Here is a 21444-nt window from a genome sequence, read left to right on the forward strand (position 1 = left end):
TTTCTAGTTTACTCTTTCCAGCGACTAATTCGCATGACGGAGGGGATCTTGCGTACATGACGCATGACCTTTGCCAAGTGCTTGCGGTTTTGTACGGCAATGGTGAATAGCAGCGTGGTATTGGAACTGTCTTTTTCATCAATATGTACATTCTCGATATTGGAATCAGTATCCGCGATAGCCGCTGCAACGGTAGCTAGTACGCCCCGTTGATTATTCACCTCAACATGAACCTCTACTGAAAAATCACTGTCGATATTGGCTTGCCATTCGACATCAATCCATTTTTCAGAGTGTGGGCGTATGTCTGCTATATTCTTGCAGCGATCATAATGGATCACGATACCCCGTCCGGTGCTGATAAATCCTGCAATCGGGTCACCGGGTATTGGGCGACAACAGCGAGCATAGCTGACCACGATTCCTTCGGTTCCCTTGATGGCGAGTGGTTGTATATTACGATTTTTCTCGTCATCGCTTGCTTCATTCTCCTGTAGTGGCACTAGTTGCCTTGCAACCAGTAAGGCACTACGGTTACCGATACCGATATCCTCCAGTAGTTCGTTTATATCCTGGAAGCCGCTGTCATTCAGGAGTTGTTCAATCTGTTGTTGCGGGATGTTATTGAGATCGGTTTCCAGACTGCTTAAGGCCTTATCTAATAGGCGTTGCCCCAGATTAACCCCTTCTTCATGATGAAGATTCTTCAGGTAATGTCGAATATTTGCTCGCGCCTTGCCGGTGACGACAAAATTGAGCCAGTTGGGATTAGGGTGAGCACCGGGTGCAGCAATGATTTCAATGGTCTGCCCGTTGTAAAGGGGACTGCGTAGAGGTGCCAGTCGTCGATCAATCTTGGCAGCAATGCAGGTGTTGCCGACATCGGTATGCACGGCGTATGCAAAATCAACGGCGGTTGCGCCACGCGGGAGCTCCATGATCTCTCCATTTGGGGTGAAGATGTAAACCTTGTCTGGAAAGAGATCAATTTTGACATTTTCAAGAAACTCAAGTGAGTTACCGGCATTGGTTTGTAGATCGAGTAATTCGCGTAACCATTCTCTGGCACGAGTTTGTGCACCACTGGCGGCCTTGTCTTCACTCTTGTAGAGCCAGTGAGCGGCGATACCAGCATCGGCGACGCTATCCATATCACGGGTACGAATCTGTACTTCGATGGGGACACCGTAGGGGCCAAACAGTATGGTGTGCAGCGATTGATAACCGTTGGATTTGGGGATGGCGATATAGTCCTTGAACTTTCCCGGTACTGGCTTATACAGGTTGTGCATAATACCGAGGGCACGGTAACAGTCATCAACCTTGTCGACGATTAAACGAAAGGCGTAGACATCAAACACCTCGGCAAAGGGCAGAGATTTCTCAATCATCTTCAGATAGATGCTGTAGAGATGTTTTTCTCGTGCTGATGTAGTGCAGTGCAGGTCTTCTTGTTGCAGACGTTTTTTAATGCTGTCTTCGATAGTATGCAGTATCTCTTTGCGGTTGCCGCGCGCCTTTTTGATGGCATCGGACAAGATTCGATAGCGCATGGGAAAACAGGCGGCAAAGCCCAGATCTGCGAGTTCGAGGCGCATGGTATTCATGCCCAGGCGATTAGCAATCGGCGCGTAGATTTCCAGTGTTTCCCGGGCAATGCGACGCTTTTTGTCCGGGCGCATTACGCCCAGGGTTCTCATGTTATGCAGGCGGTCGGCGAGTTTGACCATGATGACACGGATATCACGCACCATAGCGAGGATCATTTTACGGAAGTTTTCAGCTTGTGCCTCGGCCTTGCTTTCAAATTTGATCTGGGTAAGTTTACTGACACCATCGACCAATTCGGCGACCTCTTTGCCAAATTCACGTTCCAGTTGTTCTTTAGCGGTTGCCGTATCTTCGATGACATCATGCAGAATGGCAGCGACCAGGCTATTAGCATCCATGCGCATTTCGGCAAGGATACGGGCGACAGCAACGGGATGGTAGATATAGGGCTCACCGGACATGCGGTGTTGGCCTTCATGTGCCTCAGCGGCAAACAGATAGGCACGATAGACATCACGTACCTGCTCGGCTGGAAGATAGGCCTCCAGTAGCGAGCACAGGTCACTGACCAAAAAACGCAGGTCAGTATCGTTATCTGTTGTATCAGCGGTCATTTATTTCCCGTGAAAAGAGCACTATCGATAGCTTAACATTCTATCGGGCAGGCATCATAGGGAAATAAATTAAGTGGGGTAAAGAGAACTCTTACCCCAATAGTTATAGCTTGTGATCAGACCTTGGTCTCATCATTTTCAGCCTTGGTCTCGGTATTGACGACTTCATCGGTCTTTTCATCGTCAGGAAAATCACCAAATATTTCTTCTTCTGGTGGGGTTTCCTTGAGGATCTCAGGGCCAATAATATTTTCCGAGATCTCACGTAGAGCCATTACCGTTACTTTATCCTTGTCCCAGGACAGCGTGGTCTCTGCGCCGCGTGCCAGCTGACGGGCGCGTTTAGCCGCAACAAGAACCAGTTCAAAGCGGTTCGCTACATTATCCAGACAATCTTCAACAGTAATTCGTGCCATATGTTCTCTCGAGCTTGTGTTCTATTCAAGGGTCGCACAGTTTAACGTAATTCAAAGACTTAGGCTAGCCCGATAATAATTCATTGATGATATGTTGATGATGCAGGCTTTGTTTCTCGATGGTGAGGTGTTTGCTGCACATAATGGCATCGAGTTCAGCAACCGCGGTATCAAAGTCATCATTAATGATGAGGTATTGATATTCATTATAGTGACTCATTTCCTGTATCGCTGATTGCATACGGCGTGCAATGATCTCCTCAGAGTCCTGGCCACGGGCATGCAGGCGGTCATCCAGTGCTTGTTTTGACGGGGGCAGGATAAAGATATTAATGGCATGGGGGAGTTGCGCGCGAATCTGGCGCGCACCCTGCCAGTCAATATCCAGTACCACGTCTTTACCTTTGGCAAGTTGGTCTTCCACCGAGGTATGTGAGGTGCCATAAAAATTATCAAACACCTGGGCATATTCAATAAATGCGCCGTCCTTGACCATGGTCTCAAAAGTTTTAGTGTCAACAAAGTTGTAATCAAATCCATCTCTTTCACCAGGGCGCATGTCACGCGTGGTGTGTGAGATAGAGAAACAGACGTTACCGCGCTGTTCCATAACCTTGCGTACCAGGCTGGTTTTGCCTGCTCCGGAAGGGGCTGAGATAATATACAGGTTACCTTTCATTAATTTGCTATCCTCTGTTCCAGGTCACTGGGGGCAACAAAATAATAACGTTGCCCCTGTTTGGTTTTAATCAGTAGTTTCAATTTGTCTGCCATTATAAGCAAATCCTTACGCGCCACATCATAGGATATCCCATGAGAGCGCTGATGTTCCTGTACGACATAGCTGAAACGTGGGTGTTTAAGCGCATGTCGCAACAAGGCCAGTTGACGAAAGTTTAATTTCCCATTCAGGCGTGGATTATCAATTAACAGGCGTTCTGCTTCATTGATTGCTTTTGTTTTTTTATCAAGAAAAGAATGCAGGTCATCAACGGCTTGATGAATCACTTCTAGTTGATGGATCAGGAAATAAGTTAAATCACCGTTATCTGTCTCGGTAAAAAGAAAGGCCTTGCTATACTGTCCAGGAGCCTTCTTGATTATCCGGGAAATAGAAATAAATTCCATTAGCCAATATCCCTGTGTTGTCATTGACCAGTAGAATAACGCCCTTGCTGTACGGCCATTCCCATCACAAAAGGGGTGATCGTAGGCCAGCATAAAATGCAGGCTTATGGCCTTTATGACAGGGTGTAAAAAGGTGTGCCCTTCTTGAACAGGATTATTTGCAAAATCACAAAGTGCCTGCAATCTTTCTGGTAGTTGATCAGCTGTTGGGGGAGTGTGCAGATATTTTTGGGTGGCTCTGTCAACGACATGAATCTCATCATCATTGGTACGAAAATGCCCCGCTTCATGCTTGTCCAGTGTGTCACGCGTCAGTATGCGATGCAGTTCAAATACCAGCGAAGGTGTCAGGGGCTCATCTTTCATTTCTCGAATAAACTGCATCGCTTGATAGTTATTCAGGATCATGCGCTCACTGGTATCTTGAGGTGCCCTGTCTTGACGAATCATCTCCTTGGCAACATCGCGTGTAGTGGAGGCACCCTCAAGTTGACTGGAATTAATAGCTTCTTCAATCAATGAGCGGATTAAATAGGTGTTACGGGTTTGTAAATTGCTTATTGCATCACTGGATTGAATGTTTCCGGCAGCATAACGGTCGAGCCAATGCAGTTCGTGCAATATCTGATCAGGCACAGAGAATTGAAAATGAGTACCGCTTTTATCTTTTAGGGGAAGGGGACGGTATATGTTGCGACGAGCCTTTTTAGTAGAAAGCCACCATTGTTCATTATTTAACCCATTGGGTGCGGGTAAGTGCCGGAGTTTGTCCCAGTGCAGATAGCGCCCTTTTTCATCGATTGGGCTATTTTGTTGCATTACACGCAAAAGAATAGCCGGTTCATTTTCCATAATCGAATGTAAAAGTGTATCAAAATCAGGTGGTGATACGGGTATTTTCATGTATATTTATATCATTAAAACAATGAATTATGTCTAATATACATAATAGTATACTTGCTTTTAAAAAACAAGTATATCGGATGTTACTCCACGTTCTGAATCTGTTCACGCATCTGCTCAATGAGTACCTTGAGTTCGATGGATATATTGGTTGTTTCGCTATCAATAGACTTTGAACCGAGGGTGTTCGCCTCACGGTTCAGTTCCTGCATTAGGAAGTCGAGTCGTCTGCCCACGGGTTCATCCCGTTGCAGCACATCTTCCACCTCCTGGATATGCCCTTCCAGTCGGTCCAGTTCCTCGGCAACATCCATCTTCTGCGCCTGGAACACCAGTTCCTGTTCGAGTCGCCCCTGATCAATCTCGGCATTGATCTCGTCCAGGCGGGCGGTGAGGCGTTCCCGGATTCTTTGTTGAATCTCAGGCATCCGGGTCTTTGCTTGCACCACCAGGGGCTTCATGGCATCACAGCGTTGTTTGATAAGCTGGAAGATCTTTTCACCCTCGCGTTGGCGGGTCTCAATCAGCTCCTGCAAGGCCTGTTTATGAAGCGCAAGGATGGCCTGATGCAGATTTTTCTTATCAGGGCTACTGGTTAGCAGAATCCCCGGCCAGCGTAATAAATCGAGTGGGTTGAGAATAGCCTGCTCGGGCAAGCATTCATTGATTTCATTACAGGTCTGAATCAGGTGTTTCAGTGCGGTCTGATTGACCTTCAGGCTATCCGTTGGTGTATCGCTTGGGGTAAAACGGAGCGTGCATTCAATCTTTCCACGATTGATGCCCTGGCTAATGGATTCCCTGATAGCCGTCTCCATGCTCTTTAGCTCTTCAGGACAACGGATATGGGGCTCAAGATAGCGGTGATTTAATGAACGTATCTCCCAGCTTAGCGCACCATATTCAGTATCCGCTGTTTTGCGGGCAAAGGCAGTCATGCTGCGTATCATAGGGAAGTCCTTGTGACCTTGATAATTTGCCCTTAATGTTAACACGAAACGGGGACAGAGCCGGTTTTTGGCTCTGTCCCCTCAAGAACGTACCACAAAAACAAAAAAATCAATAACGCCTGTATTTTCAAGAGCTCTGACCCCTTGATTTAAAAAAGGAGTATAATCAATGCCCTTATCGTAGGGTGCGTATCACGCACCAAATATAATTATTTATTAAGGATAGCGTATGCGCCCAAGTAATCGTGCGACTGATGAGTTGCGTTCAGTAAAATTCACCCGTAATTATACCAAACATGCCGAGGGGTCTGTGCTGGTGGAGTGTGGTGATACCAAGGTTATTTGCACTGCCAGTGTTGAGGAGCGGATTCCTGGGTTCTTGCGTGGCAAGGGGCAGGGATGGGTAACGGCTGAATATGGCATGTTGCCGCGTTCAACCGGTTCGCGCATGGGTCGGGAGGCGGCGCGTGGCAAGCAGGGTGGTCGTACCATGGAGATTCAGCGTCTGATCGGGCGTTCATTGCGTGGCATTATTGACCTGAAATTACTCGGTGAGCGTACCATTGCGATTGATTGTGATGTCATCCAGGCGGATGGTGGCACCCGTACCGCGAGCATTACCGGTGCCTATGTTGCCCTGTGTGATGCAGTTGCTTATCTGTTGGATAAAAAGCTGATTGAAAAAAGCCCGTTAACGGCACAACTAGCGGCTATTTCGGTAGGTGTCTATAAAGGGGTACCGGTACTAGATCTGGATTATGCCGAGGATTGTGAGGCCGAGACGGATATGAATGTGGTGATGAATCATGAAGGTGGCTTTATTGAGGTGCAGGGTACAGCCGAGGGACACCCTTTCTCTGCCGATGAGATGACAGCTATGTTGGCACTGGCTCAGAAAGGGATTAACGAGTTATTGCAATTGCAGATAGAAGTATTGAACACATGAGTAAAAAGATTGTGCTGGCCAGCAATAATGCGGGCAAGGTGCGTGAGTTTAATGAATTACTCAAGGATCTTGATGTTGAGGTGGTGCCGCAGTCCGAGTTTGGTGTGGTTGAGGTTGAAGAGACCGGTTTGAGTTTTGTTGAAAACTCGATTCTCAAGGCGCGTAATGCGGCTGAACATACCGGACTTCCAGCGCTGGCGGATGATTCAGGGCTGGAGGTGGATGCCTTGATGGGTGCGCCAGGGATCTATTCAGCCCGTTATGCGGGTGAGGGTGCCAGTGATTTGGATAATTCACAGAAGCTGTTGGCGGCACTGAAGGATGTGAAGGGCGATCAACGCAGTGCGCGTTTTCAGTGTGTGATGGTGTATATGCGCCATGCCAGCGACCCGGTTCCTATTATCTGTCAGGGCACCTGGGATGGGATAATCCTGGAGCAACCGCAAGGTGATAATGGCTTTGGTTATGATCCGGTGTTTTATGTGCCAGAGAAGGCGTGTTCATCAGCCGAGCTGAGTGCTGCGGTGAAGAACTCATTGAGTCATCGTGGTCAGGCCGTGCAGCAGATGATAGAGCAGTTGCGCAGTCTAGGTTCCCCGAGGTAGGGCATGGGGTTCCCACGCAGGAGCATGGGAACCAGAGTGCGGTTAGGGTTTTCTCGTTCCCATGCTCCTGCGTGGGAACGCATACCTATTTGCGCGTAATAACATCCATACCATCACTCAGACTAAGAAAACCGCGTGTAACAACGGTAGTTCCTGCGTCCAGCCCCTCCAGGATCTCGACTTTATCATTAAAGAATCCCCCTTCCTTTACGCTGATACGTTGAGCCTTTTGCTGTGGGTTAACAATAAATACAAAGCTGCCTTGTTCATCGCTACGCAGGGCGGTTAGTGGTATGAGCAGGCGTTGATGGGGGTTGATATCATATCGTATACGACAGAATTGTCCTGCCCGAGCCTGTGCGGGTAGTGTGTCTAGTTTTAATTCCAGTGTCATCTTTAGTGTCTGTGGATTAACCAGCGGGTGTATGCGATTGATGCTTGCCGGGTAGTAATCATTGCCCAGGGCATCAATGCGTAGTTGTGCGGGATGCCCTGTTTGTAGTGACTGAATAAATCGCTCCGGAACTTCTGTCTTTGCGTACAGGCTGTCGGGGTCTATCAACCCCAGGATTAACTGGCGTTGTTCTGCAATATCACCCGGTTCAGCCAGGCGTTGTGTGATGATGCCAGTAAAAGGTGCTGTAAGGCGTGTGTTTTCAAGTAGTATCTGCAACCGTTTTTGTTCTGCCTGGGTGATTTTTAAGCTTGTTTCTGCTTCAATCAGGCGTTCTTGGGCGACCAATTGTTGTTTGATCAATTTTTGTAATTGCGCTAATTGATAATGTGCCTGCTTGACCTCCGCCTGTACTTTTTCCAGTTCGGCCTGAAGCAGTCGATTATCCAGTCGAGCGATGATAGCGCCTTTTTTTACACGGTCACCAGGGTAATAGGGTAGGGCATCGATACGTCCGGCACCCTGACTATAAATTCCGACCTGTCGTTGAGCAACTAGCACACAGGTGCTATTTAACGTTTGTGCCAGATATTCAGATTGAACCAAGCGTGTCTCTACACGATGCCCGGATCTTTGCTTGGAGGCGAATGGCTGTGATGTTGTTGAATTATTATCACAGCCGGTTAATAGCAGGCTGGCTGCCAGGATAAGGCTTAAACTGAATTTGAGTGCAAACATAGAGCCCTAGTATTCAGTGAAATCATATTGGAATCAACAAATAAAAAGGCCTGCAATATTTAATTACAGGCCTTTTTGCGGTACTTCAGTGATGTTTACTTGTTATGGAGCATGTTATCAATGATAGGTGCCAGGATAATCTCCATGGCAAAGCCCATTTTACCGGCTGGAACAACAATAGTATTGCGGCGTGACATGAATGAGCCATCCAGCATATTCAGCAGATGCGAGAAATCGACCCCTGTTTTAGCTGGGTCACGGAAACGAATGACAACAAAGCTTTCATCCGGTGTCGGGATATCGCGCGCGATAAACGGATTGGATGTGTCGACAGTGGGCACACGCTGGAAGTTGATGTCCGTGCGTGAAAACTGTGGGGTAATATAATGCACATAGTCTGGCATACGGCGCAGGATGGTATCTACCGTTGCTTCAGCAGAGTAACCGCGCTCAGCAGAGTCACGATGAATTTTCTGAATCCATTCCAGATTAACAATAGGCACTACACCAATGAGTAGGTCAACTTGCTTGGCAACATTAACGTTGTCTGTAACAACACCACCGTGTAGTCCCTCGTAGAACAACAAGTCTGTTTTATCATCGATAGCTTCCCATTCGGTGAACTCACCCGGGTTTTGACCATAAGGCGCGGCCTCTTCCTCGCTGTGCAGGTAGTAGCGGCGTTTACAGGCACCGGTATCGCCATAGGTCCTGAAGGTCTCTTCTAATTTATCAAACAGGTTGGCGTTTTCGCCAAAGTGACTGAAATTAGAATTGTTATCAGTTTCAGCCTCAGCCATTGCTGCCTTCATGGCCTGACGGTCATAGCGATGGTAGCTATCACCTTCGATCACCAGTGGGTTGATGTTTTCACGGCGGAAGATATGTTCAAAAGCGACTTTTACGGTGGTGGTTCCTGCGCCGGATGATCCGGTCACGGCGACCACTGGGTTTTTCTTGGACATTTAAGTTCTCCTTAAAAAATAATTTGTTATTGGTTAGCGTCGCGCTCAATAATTCTGGCTGCAACGGTAATAATTGTGTCGTTTACGGTGCCAGACCTTAAGTCTGTCCTCATTATTAATTGAGGTGAAACGCCAATTATCGCACTTTTTGTAGAAATGAACCAGATTTATCATGATGGCGTGTGTAATCATAGTATGGTTATCGATTTTTTAGTGGAACTGATTGTAAAATAGGCGGTTTTTCGCGTTCGTGTTATATTGTCTGCTTGTGTTTGGCTGGGCTTTATTGGGGGGTAATTAACGGTGGCAAGTGTTAGGAATGTATTGCTCGAGTGGCAGAGAATGCTGATGCCTTTTTTTAGCTGGATCGGTGATTTGCGTGATATCAATATAGTCCGTGCCGATATTATGGCGGGCATTACTGTTGCACTGGTGCTGGTGCCGCAGTCGATGGCCTATGCACAGCTGGCCGGTTTGCCCCCTTATTATGGTTTATACGCCTCTTTTGTACCCCCGATGGTTGCTGCCTTGTTTGGTTCTTCTCGTCAGTTGGCAACGGGCCCGGTTGCTGTGGTTTCTTTGATGACGGCTGCTGCGTTAGAGCCTTTGGCGAGCAGTAATCCAGAGGGTTATCTGGCCTATGCGATGTTGCTGGCTATTATGGTGGGTGGTTTTCAGTTTTGCCTGGGCATGTTTAAGCTGGGTATCCTGGTGGATTTTTTGTCACATCCGGTTGTTATCGGTTTTACCAATGCCAGTGCATTGATTATTGCGACCTCTCAGTTGGGTAAGTTATTTGGTGTAACGGTAGAAAAGGCCGTGCATCATTATGACACGGTGTGGAATACCATCCTGGAGGTCTTGGAGGCATCCCATATGGCGACGGTTAGCATGGCTGTGCTGGCTTTTTCTATTATGATTCTGCTCAAGCGTTTTGCGCCTAGGGTGCCTGGGGTGTTAACGGCGGTTGTCGTAACCACTGTATTATCATGGTACGTCAATTTTGATGAGCAGGGTGGCCGTGTCGTGGGTAGTATCCCCGAAGGTCTCCCTGCTTTTGCTATTCCTGCGATTGATCTGACGGCTGTATTGAATTTGATGTCAGTGGCCGTCACGATTGCCTTGATTGGTTTTATGGAGGCGATCTCCATTGCCAAGGCGATGGCTGCGCGTACCCGTCAGCGACTGGATGCTAATCAGGAGCTGGTTGGACAAGGTATTAGTAATATCGTATCCGGTCTGTTTGGTAGTTATCCTGTCTCTGGTTCCTTTTCTCGTTCAGCGGTGAATATTGATGCGGGTGCCATCACTGGCTTCTCAAGTATTGTCACGGGTCTGGTCGTTGGTGTGACATTGTTGTGGTTAACGCCTTTGTTATATCACCTGCCACAGGCAACATTAGCAGCCGTGATTATTATGGCGGTTATTAACCTGATTAAGATTTCTCCCATTATTCATGCCTGGCATGCAGAACCCCATGATGGTGCCGTTGCTGTTATTACCTTTTTCCTGACCGTATTATGGGCACCCCATCTGGATCGAGGGATTATTGTCGGTGTGGCTCTGTCTCTGGGTCTGTTTGTTTATCGTACCATGCGTCCAAGGATGGCGGTGTTGTCTCGTTTTCGTGATGGTACGATGCGTGATATTACAGTGCATAATCTATCGACCTGCGAAAATATTGTCGTTATGCGTTTCGATATGTCACTGTATTTTGCTAATGCCGGTTATTTTGAGGATCGCGTACTGGAGATAGTGGCAGCAAATCCCGCGCTTAAATTTATCATTATTGATGCCAGTGCGATTAATCAAATGGATGCCACCGGTGAAGAGGTGCTGCATCATCTGGCGGAACGTCTGAGAGGTGCGGATATTGAGCTGTTGATCGCTCGTATGAAACGTGAGTTTGTACAGACTTTGCAGCGTACCGGTCTGATTGATTATATGGGTGATAATACCTTATTCCCACGGGTGCAGAATGCTGTGGATTATGCCTGGAGCAAGTTAGGAAAAGGGCATAAGGATAGCTGTCCGTTGAATACAGTGGTTGCCAGAGAGGCGGGTAAAGCTGTTATCAGTGAGGTAACTAGCAGTGAGGAAGCTAAGGCCTAAGCTCAAAGACAAGATCCCAGACACCATGACCTAAACGCTGGCCACGCCGCTCAAATTTGGTGATGGGACGGTAGGCGGGGCGAGGTGAATAGTGGCCTGGTCCGGCCTTGTTTTGGAAGAGAGCTGATGCCCCCATATTAGCCATCATGCATTCCGCATAATCCTGCCAGTCTGTTGCCATGTGAAAGTAGCCGCCGGGTTGTAGTCGATCGGCCACCTGTTGGATAAATGACTCCTGCAGGATGCGGCGTTTGTGGTGGCGTTTCTTGTGCCAGGGGTCGGGGAAGAAGAGGTAGACTGCTGCCAGACTATTCGATGGAATCATCTGTTGCAGTATCTCTACTGCATCTTCATTCATTACCCGCAGGTTGCTGATTTGGCGCTCACGGATCTGTATCAGGAGATGGCCAACGCCCGGCCGGTGAACCTCGATACCAATATAATTATTTTCAGGATGATTGGCAGCAATCTCAGCCAGAGATTCACCGTTACCAAAGCCGATCTCGATAATGGTGGGGGCTACGCGCCCAAAAACAGCCTCAATATCGAGCTGATCTGTACTCATATCCAGACCAAATTCTGGCCATAAGATCTCTAGCGCGTGGCGTTGTCCAGGGGTAAAACGCCCCTCGCGTTTAACGAAGCTGCGGATGGGGCGGTGCTTTTTAAGCGCGTTCACAGGTCTAGAAAAAGGTGCCGTCCACGGGGGATGAGGCACTGGCAAAACGCTTGCGTGGGATGCGACCAGCACGATAGGCCTCACGACCTGCCTCAATCGCTTTTTTCATCGCTGAAGCCATCAGTACAGGGTTAGCGGCACCGGCAATAGCAGTATTCATTAAGACCCCGTCACAACCCAATTCCATAGCAATAGCGGCATCGGAGGCAGTGCCGACACCGGCATCCACAATAATAGGTACATTCGCATTCTCAACAATGGTGCGAATATTGTAGGGGTTGCGGATGCCCAAACCGGAGCCAATGGGGGCTGCCAGTGGCATCACGGCGACACAACCCATCTCTTCAAAGCGTTTGGCGATAATAGGGTCATCATTGGTATAGACCATGATATCGAAGCCATCCTTGATCAGGGTCTCGGCGGCACTCAGAGTGGCGGTAATATCGGGAAACAGGGTCTTTTCATCACCCAGCACCTCCAGTTTAACCAGCTTGTGACCATCCAGTAGCTCGCGTGCCAGGCGACAGGTGCGCACGGCATCCTCTTCGGTATAACAACCGGCTGTATTGGGCAACAGGGTATATTTATCCAACGGGATGACATCCAGTAGATTTGGTTCATCGGCATTCTGTCCGATATTGGTGCGACGAATGGCAACCGTGATAATCTCGGCACCACTGGCCACGGTCGCCTCCTGGGTTTCATCCAGGTCTTTATATTTGCCAGTACCGACTAATAGTCTTGACTGGTAACTCTTGCCAGCAATAATGAGGGTGTCATTTTCGTTTGTTGTCGTCATAATAAATCGCAGTATTTTAATGTGTTACAAGGGGTTAGTGTTTATCCGCCGCCGATAGCATGGACAATCTCAACCTGATCATCGGTCTGCAGGATGTATGCCGCATATTCACCACGCAAAACAATCTCTTTATTGATTTCCAACGCCAGCCGACGATCGACAAGATCGAGCTGTTCGATGAGTGCCTGTGCAGTCATGTTGTCAGCAACTTCGGTGCGTTCGCCATTAAGAATGATATGCATGATATATAGTTGATCAGGGGGTTTCTTTAATAGGGTTTGTCGAAACGTCTATTTTAGGCAACCTCTGATCAATTGTATACAATTGATCAGAGCTTATCCTTACTATTGAATCCTGTTTGGATCTATGTAACTGTAGTTTGTATATAATTATTAAAATAGGGCTGCATTAATATGAGCGAACATCATGATGTTCTGGAGTTTTTGAACGAGCATCTACCAATCCATGATAAGTTGGTGGCTATGCATCGCTCTGTGCAGGGTTCTTTTCCGTTTATTGCGCGTATTGCCGTGGCGCTCTATGACCCCAAAACTAACATTTTAAAGACCTTTTTGCATAGTAGTGGTGAAGATAATCCACTGGATCATTATCAGGCCTCGCTGGATGATGCACCTTCACTAAAGACTATTCTGGACGAGGGTCTGCCCCGGGTGGTCAATAATCAGCTAACCGTTGAGTCGGGGGACAGCCATCATACCAAACGCATGGGTCGTCAGGGTTATGAGGCTAGTTATACCTTACCCATGTTTGATGGCGGCATCTTTGTGGGCTTTATGTTTTTTAATTCCTATGAGGCTGATGTGTTCTCAGAGGCCGTCTTGTGCCAGATGGATGTGTATGCACACATGATTTCGCTCATAGTCATCCATGAAATCAGCGCGGTTAAGACCCTGGCTGCAGCAGTCAGGAGTGCTGAACGTATTACTCATGTAAGAGACCCTGAGACAGGTCGGCATCTGGATCGTATGTCACATTATAGTCGACTCATTGCACGTTCATTGGCCGATCAATATGGCTTGGATGATCATTATATTGAACATATTTTTATGTTTTCTCCACTGCATGATATTGGCAAGATCGGTATTCCTGATCGCATTCTGTTGAAAGCCGGTAAGCTGGATGAAGAAGAGCGCAGGATTATGCGTACGCATGTGCGTAAGGGTCGTGAGATTATTGACGGCTTCCTGGCGGATTTCCATCTACAAGATGTGGAACATATTGATATGTTGCGGAATATTGCTGAGAGGCATCATGAGGCGGTTGATGGTAGTGGTTATCCGGATGGTGAGCGTGGTGATGGCATCCCTTTGGAGGCGCGTATTGTGGCGGTTGCCGATGTGTTTGATGCCTTGACCAGCGAACGTTCCTATAAAAAGATATGGTCAAATGATCAGGCAATAACGATGTTGCACGAGTTAGCTGGTCAGACCCTGGATAAAGATTGTGTTGATGCTCTGATAAAAGAATTGGGTGAAGTTGAGGTGATTCAGGAGATGTTCAGGTGAGCTCGTCAGGGACGATCATTACCCGGCTTGAATTATTAGGTCGCGCTAGCGTTGAATTTGTTTCGACGCTGGGCTACGCGGTCTCTTTGTTATTCGAGTGTGTTTATTGGTTGGCGTGGGGCTGGAAACGGGGGCAGCGGGTGCGTTTGTCTGCTGTTGTGATGCAGATGATGGAGATTGGTGTACATGCCATCCCAATTGTTGCCGTCTTGTCTGCAACCATCGGGATCATGTTGGCGATTCAGGGGATTTATACACTTAAGGCCTTTGGGGCAGAATCCAGAGTGGTTATTGGAGTTGCCTTTTCGGTGGTACGAGAGTTTTCTCCCCTGATAACGGCAATCCTGGTGGCTGGACGTTCGGGGTCTGCATTGGCGGCGCGACTGGCGACAATGAAGATTAATCAGGAGATTGATGCGCAGATTGCGATGGCGATTAATCCGGTACGGTTTATTGTCGTTCCCGCCTTGGTTGCTATGTTGATTATGCTACCTGCCTTAACTTTTTTTGCTGATCTGGTGAGTTTGTATATGGCAGGTCTCTATGTGCAATTTGAATTGGGTCTGAGTCTGGCTGCGTATGCGCAACAAACCATTGAGATCCTCTCTCTGGATGATTTAATGCATGGTCTGGGCAAGAGTATTTTGTTTTCTATTTTGATTACCTTGATTGCCGTAGTGAATGGTGCCTCCGTGGTCGGTGGCGCAGAAGGTGTTGGTCGCGCAACGACGCGCTCGGTTGTGCATGCTATTACCGCCATTGTTATTACAGATATGTTATTTGCCTTATTGGTGACACGTTAATGAGTAATCAGGCAAAAATTATTGAGGTTCATGATCTAGTGACTCACTATGGTGAGCGCAATATTCTGAAGGGCGTCGATATGATGGTTGAAGCCGGTGAGATCAGGGTCATTATGGGCGGGAGTGGTTCTGGGAAAAGCACTTTATTGCGTCATGTTATGGGTTTGGAACAAGCAACATCCGGTTCTATTAAGATATTAGGTGAAGAGTTGGAGTCACTGGATTCCTGTGCTATGGATCAGTTGCGTAAAAAGACCGGCGCGGCTTTTCAGGGCGGGGCGTTGTTTAGTTCGATGAGTGTGGGTGAGAATATTATGCTGCCCCTGCTTGAGCATACTCAGCTGGATCGTAGCACTATGGAAATCATGGTGCGCATGAAGCTGGAGATTGTTAATCTCTCAGGTTTTGAGGATCTGATGCCTTCAGAATTATCCGGTGGCATGATTAAACGTGCCGCCCTGGCGCGAGCTATTATCATGGATCCTAGATTACTTTTTTGTGATGAGCCTTCAGCCGGTCTTGATCCGGTATCGGCATCGGCACTGGATGATCTTTTGTTAAAGATGCGTGATAGTTTTGGTATGACCATTGTTGTTGTTACACATGAACTGGAAAGTATCTTCAAAATTGCAGATTGTGTAACCGTATTGGATAAGGGGATGATCCTTTTTTCCGGCACAGTGGACGATTTACGCAATAGCGATAATCAACGCATTCAGAATTTATTAAATCGACAATCAGAAGAGGACATGATGACACCGGAAGAATATTTACAACGCTTGACGGGCGAGCGCTTATCTGAGGATGGAGTGGTTCTGTTATGAGAAACCCAAAGGTTAATTATTTCGCTGTAGGCTCCTTTGTGTTGCTCATGCTAGTGGGATTGATTTTTTCCATGGCACTATTGACCGGGCGTACCAGTGACACCACGACCTATTATGCCGTTTATGACAATGTGGCTGATGTGAAATTTGGCACGCAGGTGTTATATGAAGGTTATCCGATTGGCCAGGTTGAGCAAGTGACACCTTTTAGCGAAGGGGCAAGGGTGCGTTTTAAAACAGAGCTTAGTGTGTTGGAGGATTGGCATATCCCGGATGATAGTAGCGCACAGATTGTATCCAGCGGTTTACTGGCGCCGGTTACGATTAATATACAGGCCGGTAAAAGCACAGAGTTCTATCAATCAGGGGGTACATTGATTAGCCGCAATGCTACGGATATGTTTGCTGTGATGTCTTCGGTTGCCAGTCGGGTTATGGATCTTTCTGAAGAAGGGATCAAACCCTTACTGGAAAATATGAATAATACAGTGACAGGTTTTAGTGGTCTGCTTGAAAAAGATGTGAGTGGCTTGATGAAAGAGCTTACTGCCCTGGTACAGGGGTTGAACCGTGATGCACCTGCGATTACTCGTAACCTGGATGGCTTTGCAGAAAACATGAATGCCGGGAGCCAACAGCTTCGACAGATGATCGATGCGGCAGATCCTGAGCAGGTTAGGGTTACTATGAATAATATTGTCGCTACGGCAGAAAACTTTGCCAGTTTATCCGGTGATCTGAAGGCCAGCCGTGAACAGTTGGATCTTGTCTTGAGTAATAGTAATCAGTTGATCGATGATAATAAATCGAATGTAAAGGGTTCGTTAGAGCGCCTGTATCATGTGCTGGATTCACTAGCCAGCCATATTGACAGTATGAATTACAATCTTGATCGTACAGCACGCAATATGAAGGAGTTTAGTGCGCGTATCAGACAAAACCCCAGTCTTTTAATTAGCGCAGATTCGCCGAAAGATGAGGCATCACAATGAGTGTGTTCATGAAAGTTGGTCAATCGCTGGTGTTGTTGGGTGGCCTGTTATTATTGATGAGTTGTAGTCGAGTGCTACCTAAGGACTACTATTATCGTGTACAACTGGATAATACCGCTATTGTTAAAGAGCAGACACCTTTAATAAAAAGTGTTGTCGTGCAGAATTTTCAGGCGCTAGGATTATTGCGTGAACGTAATATAGTTTATGTGCCTGACAGCAGCCCCAATGAAGTGCGTCAATATAACTATCATTCCTGGATTGAGGTACCGGCGATACTGTTCCAGCAATTAATGGTAGATTTCCTGCAGCAATCAAACCTCTCAGAACTGGTGGTCACGCCACGTATGCATGTTGATGCAGAATATGAGATCAGGGGGCGTGTCGATCGTTTTGAGCTGGTACAGACTGATAGTCCACGAGTAGTGCTTAAGATGGAGATTGTTCTTCGGTCAGTCAAGCAGAATCGGATGATCTATCTGGGGCGTTATCAGCAAGAGATTCCATTGTTGAAGACAGGGGTTAATGCATCGGTGAGTGCGTTAAGTGATGCGGTCAATCAGGTCTACCAGCAGTTTTTCGCTGAATTAAGAGATTATTTACTGGGTTGATCCTCGGGCTCTGAGGTACTGGGTTTTTCTTTTTCAAGTGGGACATAGAAGTAGGGGATAACGATGATCAGGATGAAACCAACAATATTCAGTGCCCATTCCACCCACTCAGTATCGACGAAGAGTGCAATGAGCATCAGGATAGAACCGGGGATCATGGCAATCAACCAGGGGGTGTAGGTGATATCAGAGATCTCGCCGCACTGCGCGCAGTCGGCGGTAAGGCCGGGGCTTAGAATGGCTTTGCGAAATTTGGATATACCGGGTTTATTGCAATGTGGGCAGGTAACCATTGTTCTTCTCTGTTGCAGGGTTGTTTGATTCAGTTATGAGTATACAATAAGTTGAATAGGAATGTCTGCAAAGGAGATTTTAGGTGAAGATCATAAAATATTTTTTAATGTCTCTAGCGGTAATCATCGTGATTCTGGTTACGTTACCTTTTGTTATTGATGTGAATGATTATAAAGAAGATATTGTTCAGGCAGTGTATCAGAAAAGCGGTCGGGAATTACAGATTAACGGGGTGATCAAGCTCTCTGTCTTTCCGTGGATGGGCGTTAGTCTGGGTGCGACCCGTTTAGGTGATCTGGTACAGATCAGTAATGCGCAAGTCAAGGTGAAACTAATTCCACTATTGAGTGGTAATGTGGAGGTTTCGCGGATTGTTGTTGAAGGTCTTCGACTTGATTTAATTACAGAAAAAGATGGCAGTAATAACTGGGAAGACTCATCGGCAGCGAAGAATAATCAGTCCGTAGATAAAAATAGCAGTGCCTCGAACAGGGCAGGCGATGTAATGGATTCGCTGCGTGTTGACGGGGTTGAGATAAGGGATGCTGTTGTCAGTATCAAGGATTATCAGAAAAAAACAAATATCAGAATTAGTGATATCTCTCTGTTAACTGAGGCGATTGTTCCGGGGCAGCCCTTTGCTATAGCGCTGAATCTTAAGGTTAATGGATTAGAGGGTCTGGCGGCACAAAAACAGCCCTTAGCACTTAGTTTGAAATCGAGGATTAACCTAGGCAAGGATGCGATTGATATCGAACAGATAAGGCTGGGGTTGAGTGATAGTTCTTTAACAGGCAACATTCATATCGCTCGTTTATCGCAACCACAAATACGCTTCGATTTGAGTCTGGATAAAATTAATCTGGATGACTATGTCGAGAAGAAGGATGCACCGGTTGAAAAGAAGGCCTCTTCACATAACCGTGATAAATCTGTGGCGATGCCGCTGGATGCATTGCGCAAACTGGATTTGAAAGGGAAATTTCAGCTGGGAGAATTGCAGGTCTCTGGCGTAAAGGTTCGGGATGTGAAGATTTCTCTGTTGGCGAAAAAAGGTGTTATGCGAGCCTATCCGCTCACTGCATCACTATATGAGGGTCGTTTTAACGGGGATATGAAGATGGACTTTACCGGCTCAGTCCCCGTGTGCTCTATGGTAAAAGAGATATCAGGGGTGCAGTTGGGTTTATTGCTTAAGGATGCGATGGCTACCGATGTACTCAGTGCCCGTGGTGATGTCATGCTTAAACTCAATATGAAAGGAGATAGCCCGGCTACGATGCGTAAGAGCCTGAATGGCACAGCATCCATTAATCTTGCTGAGGGTGTAATCAAGGGTGTGGATATTTTAGGGACGATTGAGGATGCTTATAACAAGATCAAGGGCAAAGCCTCGTCATCTGCCGAGAATAAGAAAACGCCCTTCAGTTCCTTCTCTGCCAGCGCCAATATCCGCAATGGTGTGTTGCGTAACGATGATTTGCAATTGGCATCACCGCTGTTGTCTGTGCGTGGCAAGGGTAAGGTTGATCTTGTTAATGAGCGCGTAGATTATTTATTAACGACCAGAATTAGTGGTGATACTGGTCGTGGTCTGGCGCGTTTACGGGGTCAGGATGTTCCGATTCGTGTGAAGGGTTCATTGACTGATCCTGGTTATTACCCGGATTTGGGGAGTATCCTCAAGTCGCAAGCCAAGAAAAAACTGATGGATAAGGTCTTTGGTACAGATAAAGGCGGTTCCACCAAGGATAAGCTGAAGAAATCATTGAAGAGTTTGTTTCGTTAGTGAGGTCGTTTGCTGAGCGAGTTGTCGCGTGGTATGCGTTGCATGGTCGCAAGGATCTGCCGTGGCAACAACAGCCGACACCCTATCGGGTATGGATATCCGAGGTGATGTTACAGCAGACCCAGGTCGAGACAGTTATTCCTTATTATCAACGCTTTATGCAGTCTTTTCCGGACGTTGAAGCTCTGGCGCAGGCGACGCAGGATCAGGTGTTAGCACATTGGTCAGGGCTGGGTTATTACGCGCGTGGTCGTAATATTCATGCAACAGCGGGTATTGTTGTTGAACAATATAAAGGCATTTTCCCCACTGATCTTGATCAGGTTATGGCTCTCCCCGGGATTGGACGTTCGACGGCAGCAGCGATCCTGGCACTGTCCGCTGGTATACCTCATCCGATCCTGGATGGTAATGTAAAACGTGTATTGGCACGGGTGCATTGTGTGGAGGGTTGGCCAGGGCAGTCGCGGGTAGCAGCAGAGTTATGGTCATTAGCAGAACGCTATATGCCACAGCAGGATGTGCGTGAATATACCCAGGCGATGATGGATCTAGGTGCCGGGGTTTGTACGCGTCGTCAACCGGCGTGTGGGGTGTGTCCACTACAGGTGGATTGTCAGTCGTATAAAAGCGGTCGTCAGAGTGATTTTCCAGGCACTAAAGCACGCAAGAAACTGGCAGTGCGTAGCACGCAGATGTTGATTTTATGTACTCCCGCACAGGAGGTGTTGCTGGAATTGCGTCCACCCACAGGTATTTGGGGTGGTCTATGGAGTCTGCCGGAGTTTGATAATGATGAAGATTTGGTACAGGCATGTCAGCAACGTCTGGGTTATTCCATTCAATTGCTTGAACACGGGTCTGTGATACGCCATACCTTTAGTCATTTTCATCTGGATATCACCCCGGTGCGAGCCGTGGTTGAGGATACCCTTACAGATTCTGTGTTGGAAACTGATGATTATGTCTGGTATAACATTAAGCAATCATCTCCAGGGGGCATGGCTAGTCCGGTGCAACGTATCCTGGAACAACTTAAAGAGGCTTGTAATGACACGAATGGTGCAGTGTATAAAACTGGGTAAAGAGGCAGAAGGCTTGGATCAGCCGACTTATCCGGGTGAATTAGGTCAGCGGGTATTTGAAAGTGTCTCCAAAGAGGCATGGCAGATGTGGATGCGTCATCAGACCATGTTAATAAATGAAAATCGTCTATCACCTATGGACCCCAAGGCACGGATACTTATTGAAGGTGAGATGGAGAAGTTTTTCTTCGCTGGTGGTGCGGATGAGATTGAGGGTTATGTGCCGCCTGCTGATTGATTAGAGCCTCTTTAATGACAAAATGTTGTTAATTAGGGGTGTTCGAGCGCCATTTAACGGTTATAATGTCGCCTCCCTACAGGGCCCGATAGCTCAGTCGGTAGAGCAGAGGACTGAAAATCCTCGTGTCCCTGGTTCAATTCCAGGTCGGGCCACCATTTAAGTTACTGATTGATAGCTGCTTTTCTGAATGTTTCAGGAGTGGCTATTTTTTTGCGCGGTGGAATAAAATCCTCTACGGTTTTTGCAGGAACTATGGCATAAACGAAACGACAACCCATTTTCTCTGCCATTTGCTGCATGATTTATTAATAAAATTGTTTATACTTATGCCATTCTAATTAGAGTCTCCTCAGAAAGAAAATACCCTTATAAAAACAACAAGATAGGGTTAAATCATGTATAATAGATGCACGAAAACTAACGATATCACCCCAAAAAGCGTGCACCATCATGATTCGATATACCAGTGAAAACCAACT

Annotated in this window: 22 protein-coding genes and 1 tRNA gene; 12 read left to right on the forward strand and 11 right to left on the reverse strand. The window is 47.1% G+C overall.

Going from position 1 to position 21444, the window contains the following annotated elements:
• Window positions 1-8: 8 nt before the first annotated feature.
• The 5 genes from spoT to GXP22_10265 all read right to left on the reverse strand — a co-directional run bounded on the left by spoT (window position 9) and on the right by GXP22_10265 (window position 5562).
• Window positions 9-2165, reverse strand: a complete 2157-nt coding sequence (gene spoT / locus GXP22_10245; GenBank protein NOX09844.1) for a bifunctional GTP diphosphokinase/guanosine-3',5'-bis pyrophosphate 3'-pyrophosphohydrolase — start codon at window positions 2163-2165, stop codon at window positions 9-11.
• Between the two features lie 116 nt (window positions 2166-2281).
• On the reverse strand, window positions 2282-2581 hold the full coding sequence (locus tag GXP22_10250) for a DNA-directed RNA polymerase subunit omega (protein ID NOX09845.1): 300 nt from the start codon (window positions 2579-2581) through the stop codon (window positions 2282-2284).
• Between the two features lie 64 nt (window positions 2582-2645).
• Window positions 2646-3260, reverse strand: a complete 615-nt coding sequence (gene gmk / locus GXP22_10255; GenBank protein ID NOX09846.1) for a guanylate kinase — start codon at window positions 3258-3260, stop codon at window positions 2646-2648.
• Window positions 3260-4612, reverse strand: a complete 1353-nt coding sequence (locus GXP22_10260) for a Fic family protein (GenBank protein NOX09847.1) — start codon at window positions 4610-4612, stop codon at window positions 3260-3262. The genes gmk and GXP22_10260 overlap by 1 nt, the downstream gene beginning before the upstream one ends.
• Window positions 4613-4695: 83 nt before the next feature.
• Window positions 4696-5562: a YicC family protein gene (locus GXP22_10265; protein ID NOX09848.1), complete on the reverse strand. Its 867-nt coding sequence runs from the start codon at window positions 5560-5562 to the stop codon at window positions 4696-4698.
• Between the two features lie 229 nt (window positions 5563-5791).
• Here GXP22_10265 and rph point away from each other — a divergent pair, with 229 nt between their 5' ends.
• The gene (gene rph, locus GXP22_10270; protein ID NOX09849.1) at window positions 5792-6508 is read left to right on the forward strand and encodes a ribonuclease PH; all 717 of its coding nucleotides are present in this window, start codon (window positions 5792-5794) and stop codon (window positions 6506-6508) included.
• Window positions 6505-7113, forward strand: a complete 609-nt coding sequence (locus tag GXP22_10275) for an XTP/dITP diphosphatase (protein NOX09850.1) — start codon at window positions 6505-6507, stop codon at window positions 7111-7113. The genes rph and GXP22_10275 overlap by 4 nt, the downstream gene beginning before the upstream one ends.
• Before the next feature lie 85 nt (window positions 7114-7198).
• On the opposite strand, the gene GXP22_10280 is transcribed toward GXP22_10275, so the two are convergent.
• Together GXP22_10280 and GXP22_10285 are read right to left on the reverse strand one after the other, a co-directional pair.
• Entirely contained in the window at window positions 7199-8245 is a 1047-nt protein-coding gene (locus GXP22_10280) for an efflux RND transporter periplasmic adaptor subunit (GenBank protein NOX09851.1), read from the reverse strand.
• A gap of 95 nt (window positions 8246-8340) precedes the next feature.
• On the reverse strand, window positions 8341-9210 hold the full coding sequence (locus GXP22_10285) for a phosphoribulokinase (protein NOX09852.1): 870 nt from the start codon (window positions 9208-9210) through the stop codon (window positions 8341-8343).
• 348 nt (window positions 9211-9558) lie between these two features.
• Here GXP22_10285 and sulP point away from each other — a divergent pair, with 348 nt between their 5' ends.
• Window positions 9559-11322, forward strand: a complete 1764-nt coding sequence (gene sulP, locus GXP22_10290; protein ID NOX09853.1) for a sulfate permease — start codon at window positions 9559-9561, stop codon at window positions 11320-11322.
• Here the strand turns inward: sulP and trmB are convergent.
• Genes trmB through thiS form a run of 3 tightly spaced genes read right to left on the reverse strand, consistent with a single transcriptional unit; the run spans window position 11312 to window position 13042 of the window.
• Complete coding sequence (gene trmB, locus GXP22_10295) at window positions 11312-12001, reverse strand: tRNA (guanosine(46)-N7)-methyltransferase TrmB (protein ID NOX09854.1); 690 nt, start codon at window positions 11999-12001, stop codon at window positions 11312-11314. The two genes, sulP and trmB, sit on opposite strands and share 11 nt — an antisense overlap.
• Window positions 12002-12005: 4 nt before the next feature.
• The gene (locus GXP22_10300; GenBank protein ID NOX09855.1) at window positions 12006-12800 is read right to left on the reverse strand and encodes a thiazole synthase; all 795 of its coding nucleotides are present in this window, start codon (window positions 12798-12800) and stop codon (window positions 12006-12008) included.
• 41 nt (window positions 12801-12841) lie between these two features.
• A complete protein-coding gene (thiS, locus tag GXP22_10305) occupies window positions 12842-13042 on the reverse strand; it encodes a sulfur carrier protein ThiS (GenBank protein NOX09856.1) in 201 nt (66 codons plus the stop codon).
• 171 nt (window positions 13043-13213) lie between these two features.
• Here thiS and GXP22_10310 point away from each other — a divergent pair, with 171 nt between their 5' ends.
• From GXP22_10310 to GXP22_10330, 5 genes are read left to right on the forward strand one after another with little or no spacing between them, the layout of a single operon-like run.
• A complete protein-coding gene (locus GXP22_10310; GenBank protein NOX09857.1) occupies window positions 13214-14326 on the forward strand; it encodes an HD domain-containing protein in 1113 nt (370 codons plus the stop codon).
• On the forward strand, window positions 14323-15129 hold the full coding sequence (locus GXP22_10315) for an ABC transporter permease (protein NOX09858.1): 807 nt from the start codon (window positions 14323-14325) through the stop codon (window positions 15127-15129). The genes GXP22_10310 and GXP22_10315 overlap by 4 nt, the downstream gene beginning before the upstream one ends.
• Entirely contained in the window at window positions 15129-15953 is an 825-nt protein-coding gene (locus GXP22_10320) for an ATP-binding cassette domain-containing protein (GenBank protein ID NOX09859.1), read from the forward strand. The genes GXP22_10315 and GXP22_10320 overlap by 1 nt, the downstream gene beginning before the upstream one ends.
• The gene (locus GXP22_10325; GenBank protein ID NOX09860.1) at window positions 15950-16945 is read left to right on the forward strand and encodes an MCE family protein; all 996 of its coding nucleotides are present in this window, start codon (window positions 15950-15952) and stop codon (window positions 16943-16945) included. The genes GXP22_10320 and GXP22_10325 overlap by 4 nt, the downstream gene beginning before the upstream one ends.
• Before the next feature lie 8 nt (window positions 16946-16953).
• Window positions 16954-17556, forward strand: coding sequence for a hypothetical protein (locus tag GXP22_10330; GenBank protein NOX09861.1), 603 nt, complete (start codon window positions 16954-16956; stop codon window positions 17554-17556).
• On the opposite strand, the gene GXP22_10335 is transcribed toward GXP22_10330, so the two are convergent.
• Window positions 17541-17849 (reverse strand): hypothetical protein, encoded by a 309-nt coding sequence (locus tag GXP22_10335; protein ID NOX09862.1) that lies wholly within the window; start codon window positions 17847-17849, stop codon window positions 17541-17543. The genes GXP22_10330 and GXP22_10335 overlap by 16 nt on opposite strands.
• An 83-nt stretch (window positions 17850-17932) precedes the next feature.
• On the opposite strand from GXP22_10335, the gene GXP22_10340 reads away from it, so the two are divergent.
• The 4 genes from GXP22_10340 (at window position 17933) to GXP22_10355 (ending at window position 21120) form a co-directional block, all read left to right on the forward strand.
• On the forward strand, window positions 17933-19639 hold the full coding sequence (locus tag GXP22_10340) for an AsmA family protein (GenBank protein NOX09863.1): 1707 nt from the start codon (window positions 17933-17935) through the stop codon (window positions 19637-19639).
• Window positions 19639-20724: an A/G-specific adenine glycosylase gene (gene mutY / locus GXP22_10345; GenBank protein NOX09864.1), complete on the forward strand. Its 1086-nt coding sequence runs from the start codon at window positions 19639-19641 to the stop codon at window positions 20722-20724. Before GXP22_10340 ends, mutY begins: the two co-directional genes overlap by 1 nt.
• Window positions 20690-20962, forward strand: a complete 273-nt coding sequence (locus GXP22_10350) for an oxidative damage protection protein (GenBank protein NOX09865.1) — start codon at window positions 20690-20692, stop codon at window positions 20960-20962. The genes mutY and GXP22_10350 overlap by 35 nt, the downstream gene beginning before the upstream one ends.
• A gap of 82 nt (window positions 20963-21044) precedes the next feature.
• Window positions 21045-21120: transfer RNA gene (locus tag GXP22_10355), tRNA-Phe, on the forward strand.
• The last annotated feature ends 324 nt before the right edge of the window (window positions 21121-21444 follow it).

The organism is Gammaproteobacteria bacterium, from assembly GCA_013151035.1.
Classification (GTDB): Bacteria; Pseudomonadota; Gammaproteobacteria; order JAADJB01; family JAADJB01; genus JAADJB01.

Bases quoted from the DNA above. Each gene is read 5' to 3' on its own strand.
- spoT (NOX09844.1), bottom strand. From the start codon at position 2,165: ATGACCGCTGATACAACAGATAACGATACTGACCTGCGTTTTTTGGTC.
- GXP22_10250 (NOX09845.1), bottom strand. From the start codon at position 2,581: ATGGCACGAATTACTGTTGAAGATTGTCTGGATAATGTAGCGAACCGC.
- gmk (NOX09846.1), bottom strand. From the start codon at position 3,260: ATGAAAGGTAACCTGTATATTATCTCAGCCCCTTCCGGAGCAGGCAAA.
- GXP22_10260 (NOX09847.1), bottom strand. From the start codon at position 4,612: ATGAAAATACCCGTATCACCACCTGATTTTGATACACTTTTACATTCG.
- GXP22_10265 (NOX09848.1), bottom strand. From the start codon at position 5,562: ATGATACGCAGCATGACTGCCTTTGCCCGCAAAACAGCGGATACTGAA.
- rph (NOX09849.1), top strand. From the start codon at position 5,792: ATGCGCCCAAGTAATCGTGCGACTGATGAGTTGCGTTCAGTAAAATTC.
- GXP22_10275 (NOX09850.1), top strand. From the start codon at position 6,505: ATGAGTAAAAAGATTGTGCTGGCCAGCAATAATGCGGGCAAGGTGCGT.
- GXP22_10280 (NOX09851.1), bottom strand. From the start codon at position 8,245: ATGTTTGCACTCAAATTCAGTTTAAGCCTTATCCTGGCAGCCAGCCTG.
- GXP22_10285 (NOX09852.1), bottom strand. From the start codon at position 9,210: ATGTCCAAGAAAAACCCAGTGGTCGCCGTGACCGGATCATCCGGCGCA.
- sulP (NOX09853.1), top strand. From the start codon at position 9,559: ATGCCTTTTTTTAGCTGGATCGGTGATTTGCGTGATATCAATATAGTC.
- GXP22_10300 (NOX09855.1), bottom strand. From the start codon at position 12,800: ATGACGACAACAAACGAAAATGACACCCTCATTATTGCTGGCAAGAGT.
- thiS (NOX09856.1), bottom strand. From the start codon at position 13,042: ATGCATATCATTCTTAATGGCGAACGCACCGAAGTTGCTGACAACATG.
- GXP22_10310 (NOX09857.1), top strand. From the start codon at position 13,214: ATGAGCGAACATCATGATGTTCTGGAGTTTTTGAACGAGCATCTACCA.
- GXP22_10320 (NOX09859.1), top strand. From the start codon at position 15,129: ATGAGTAATCAGGCAAAAATTATTGAGGTTCATGATCTAGTGACTCAC.
- GXP22_10325 (NOX09860.1), top strand. From the start codon at position 15,950: ATGAGAAACCCAAAGGTTAATTATTTCGCTGTAGGCTCCTTTGTGTTG.
- GXP22_10330 (NOX09861.1), top strand. From the start codon at position 16,954: ATGAAAGTTGGTCAATCGCTGGTGTTGTTGGGTGGCCTGTTATTATTG.
- GXP22_10335 (NOX09862.1), bottom strand. From the start codon at position 17,849: ATGGTTACCTGCCCACATTGCAATAAACCCGGTATATCCAAATTTCGC.
- GXP22_10350 (NOX09865.1), top strand. From the start codon at position 20,690: ATGACACGAATGGTGCAGTGTATAAAACTGGGTAAAGAGGCAGAAGGC.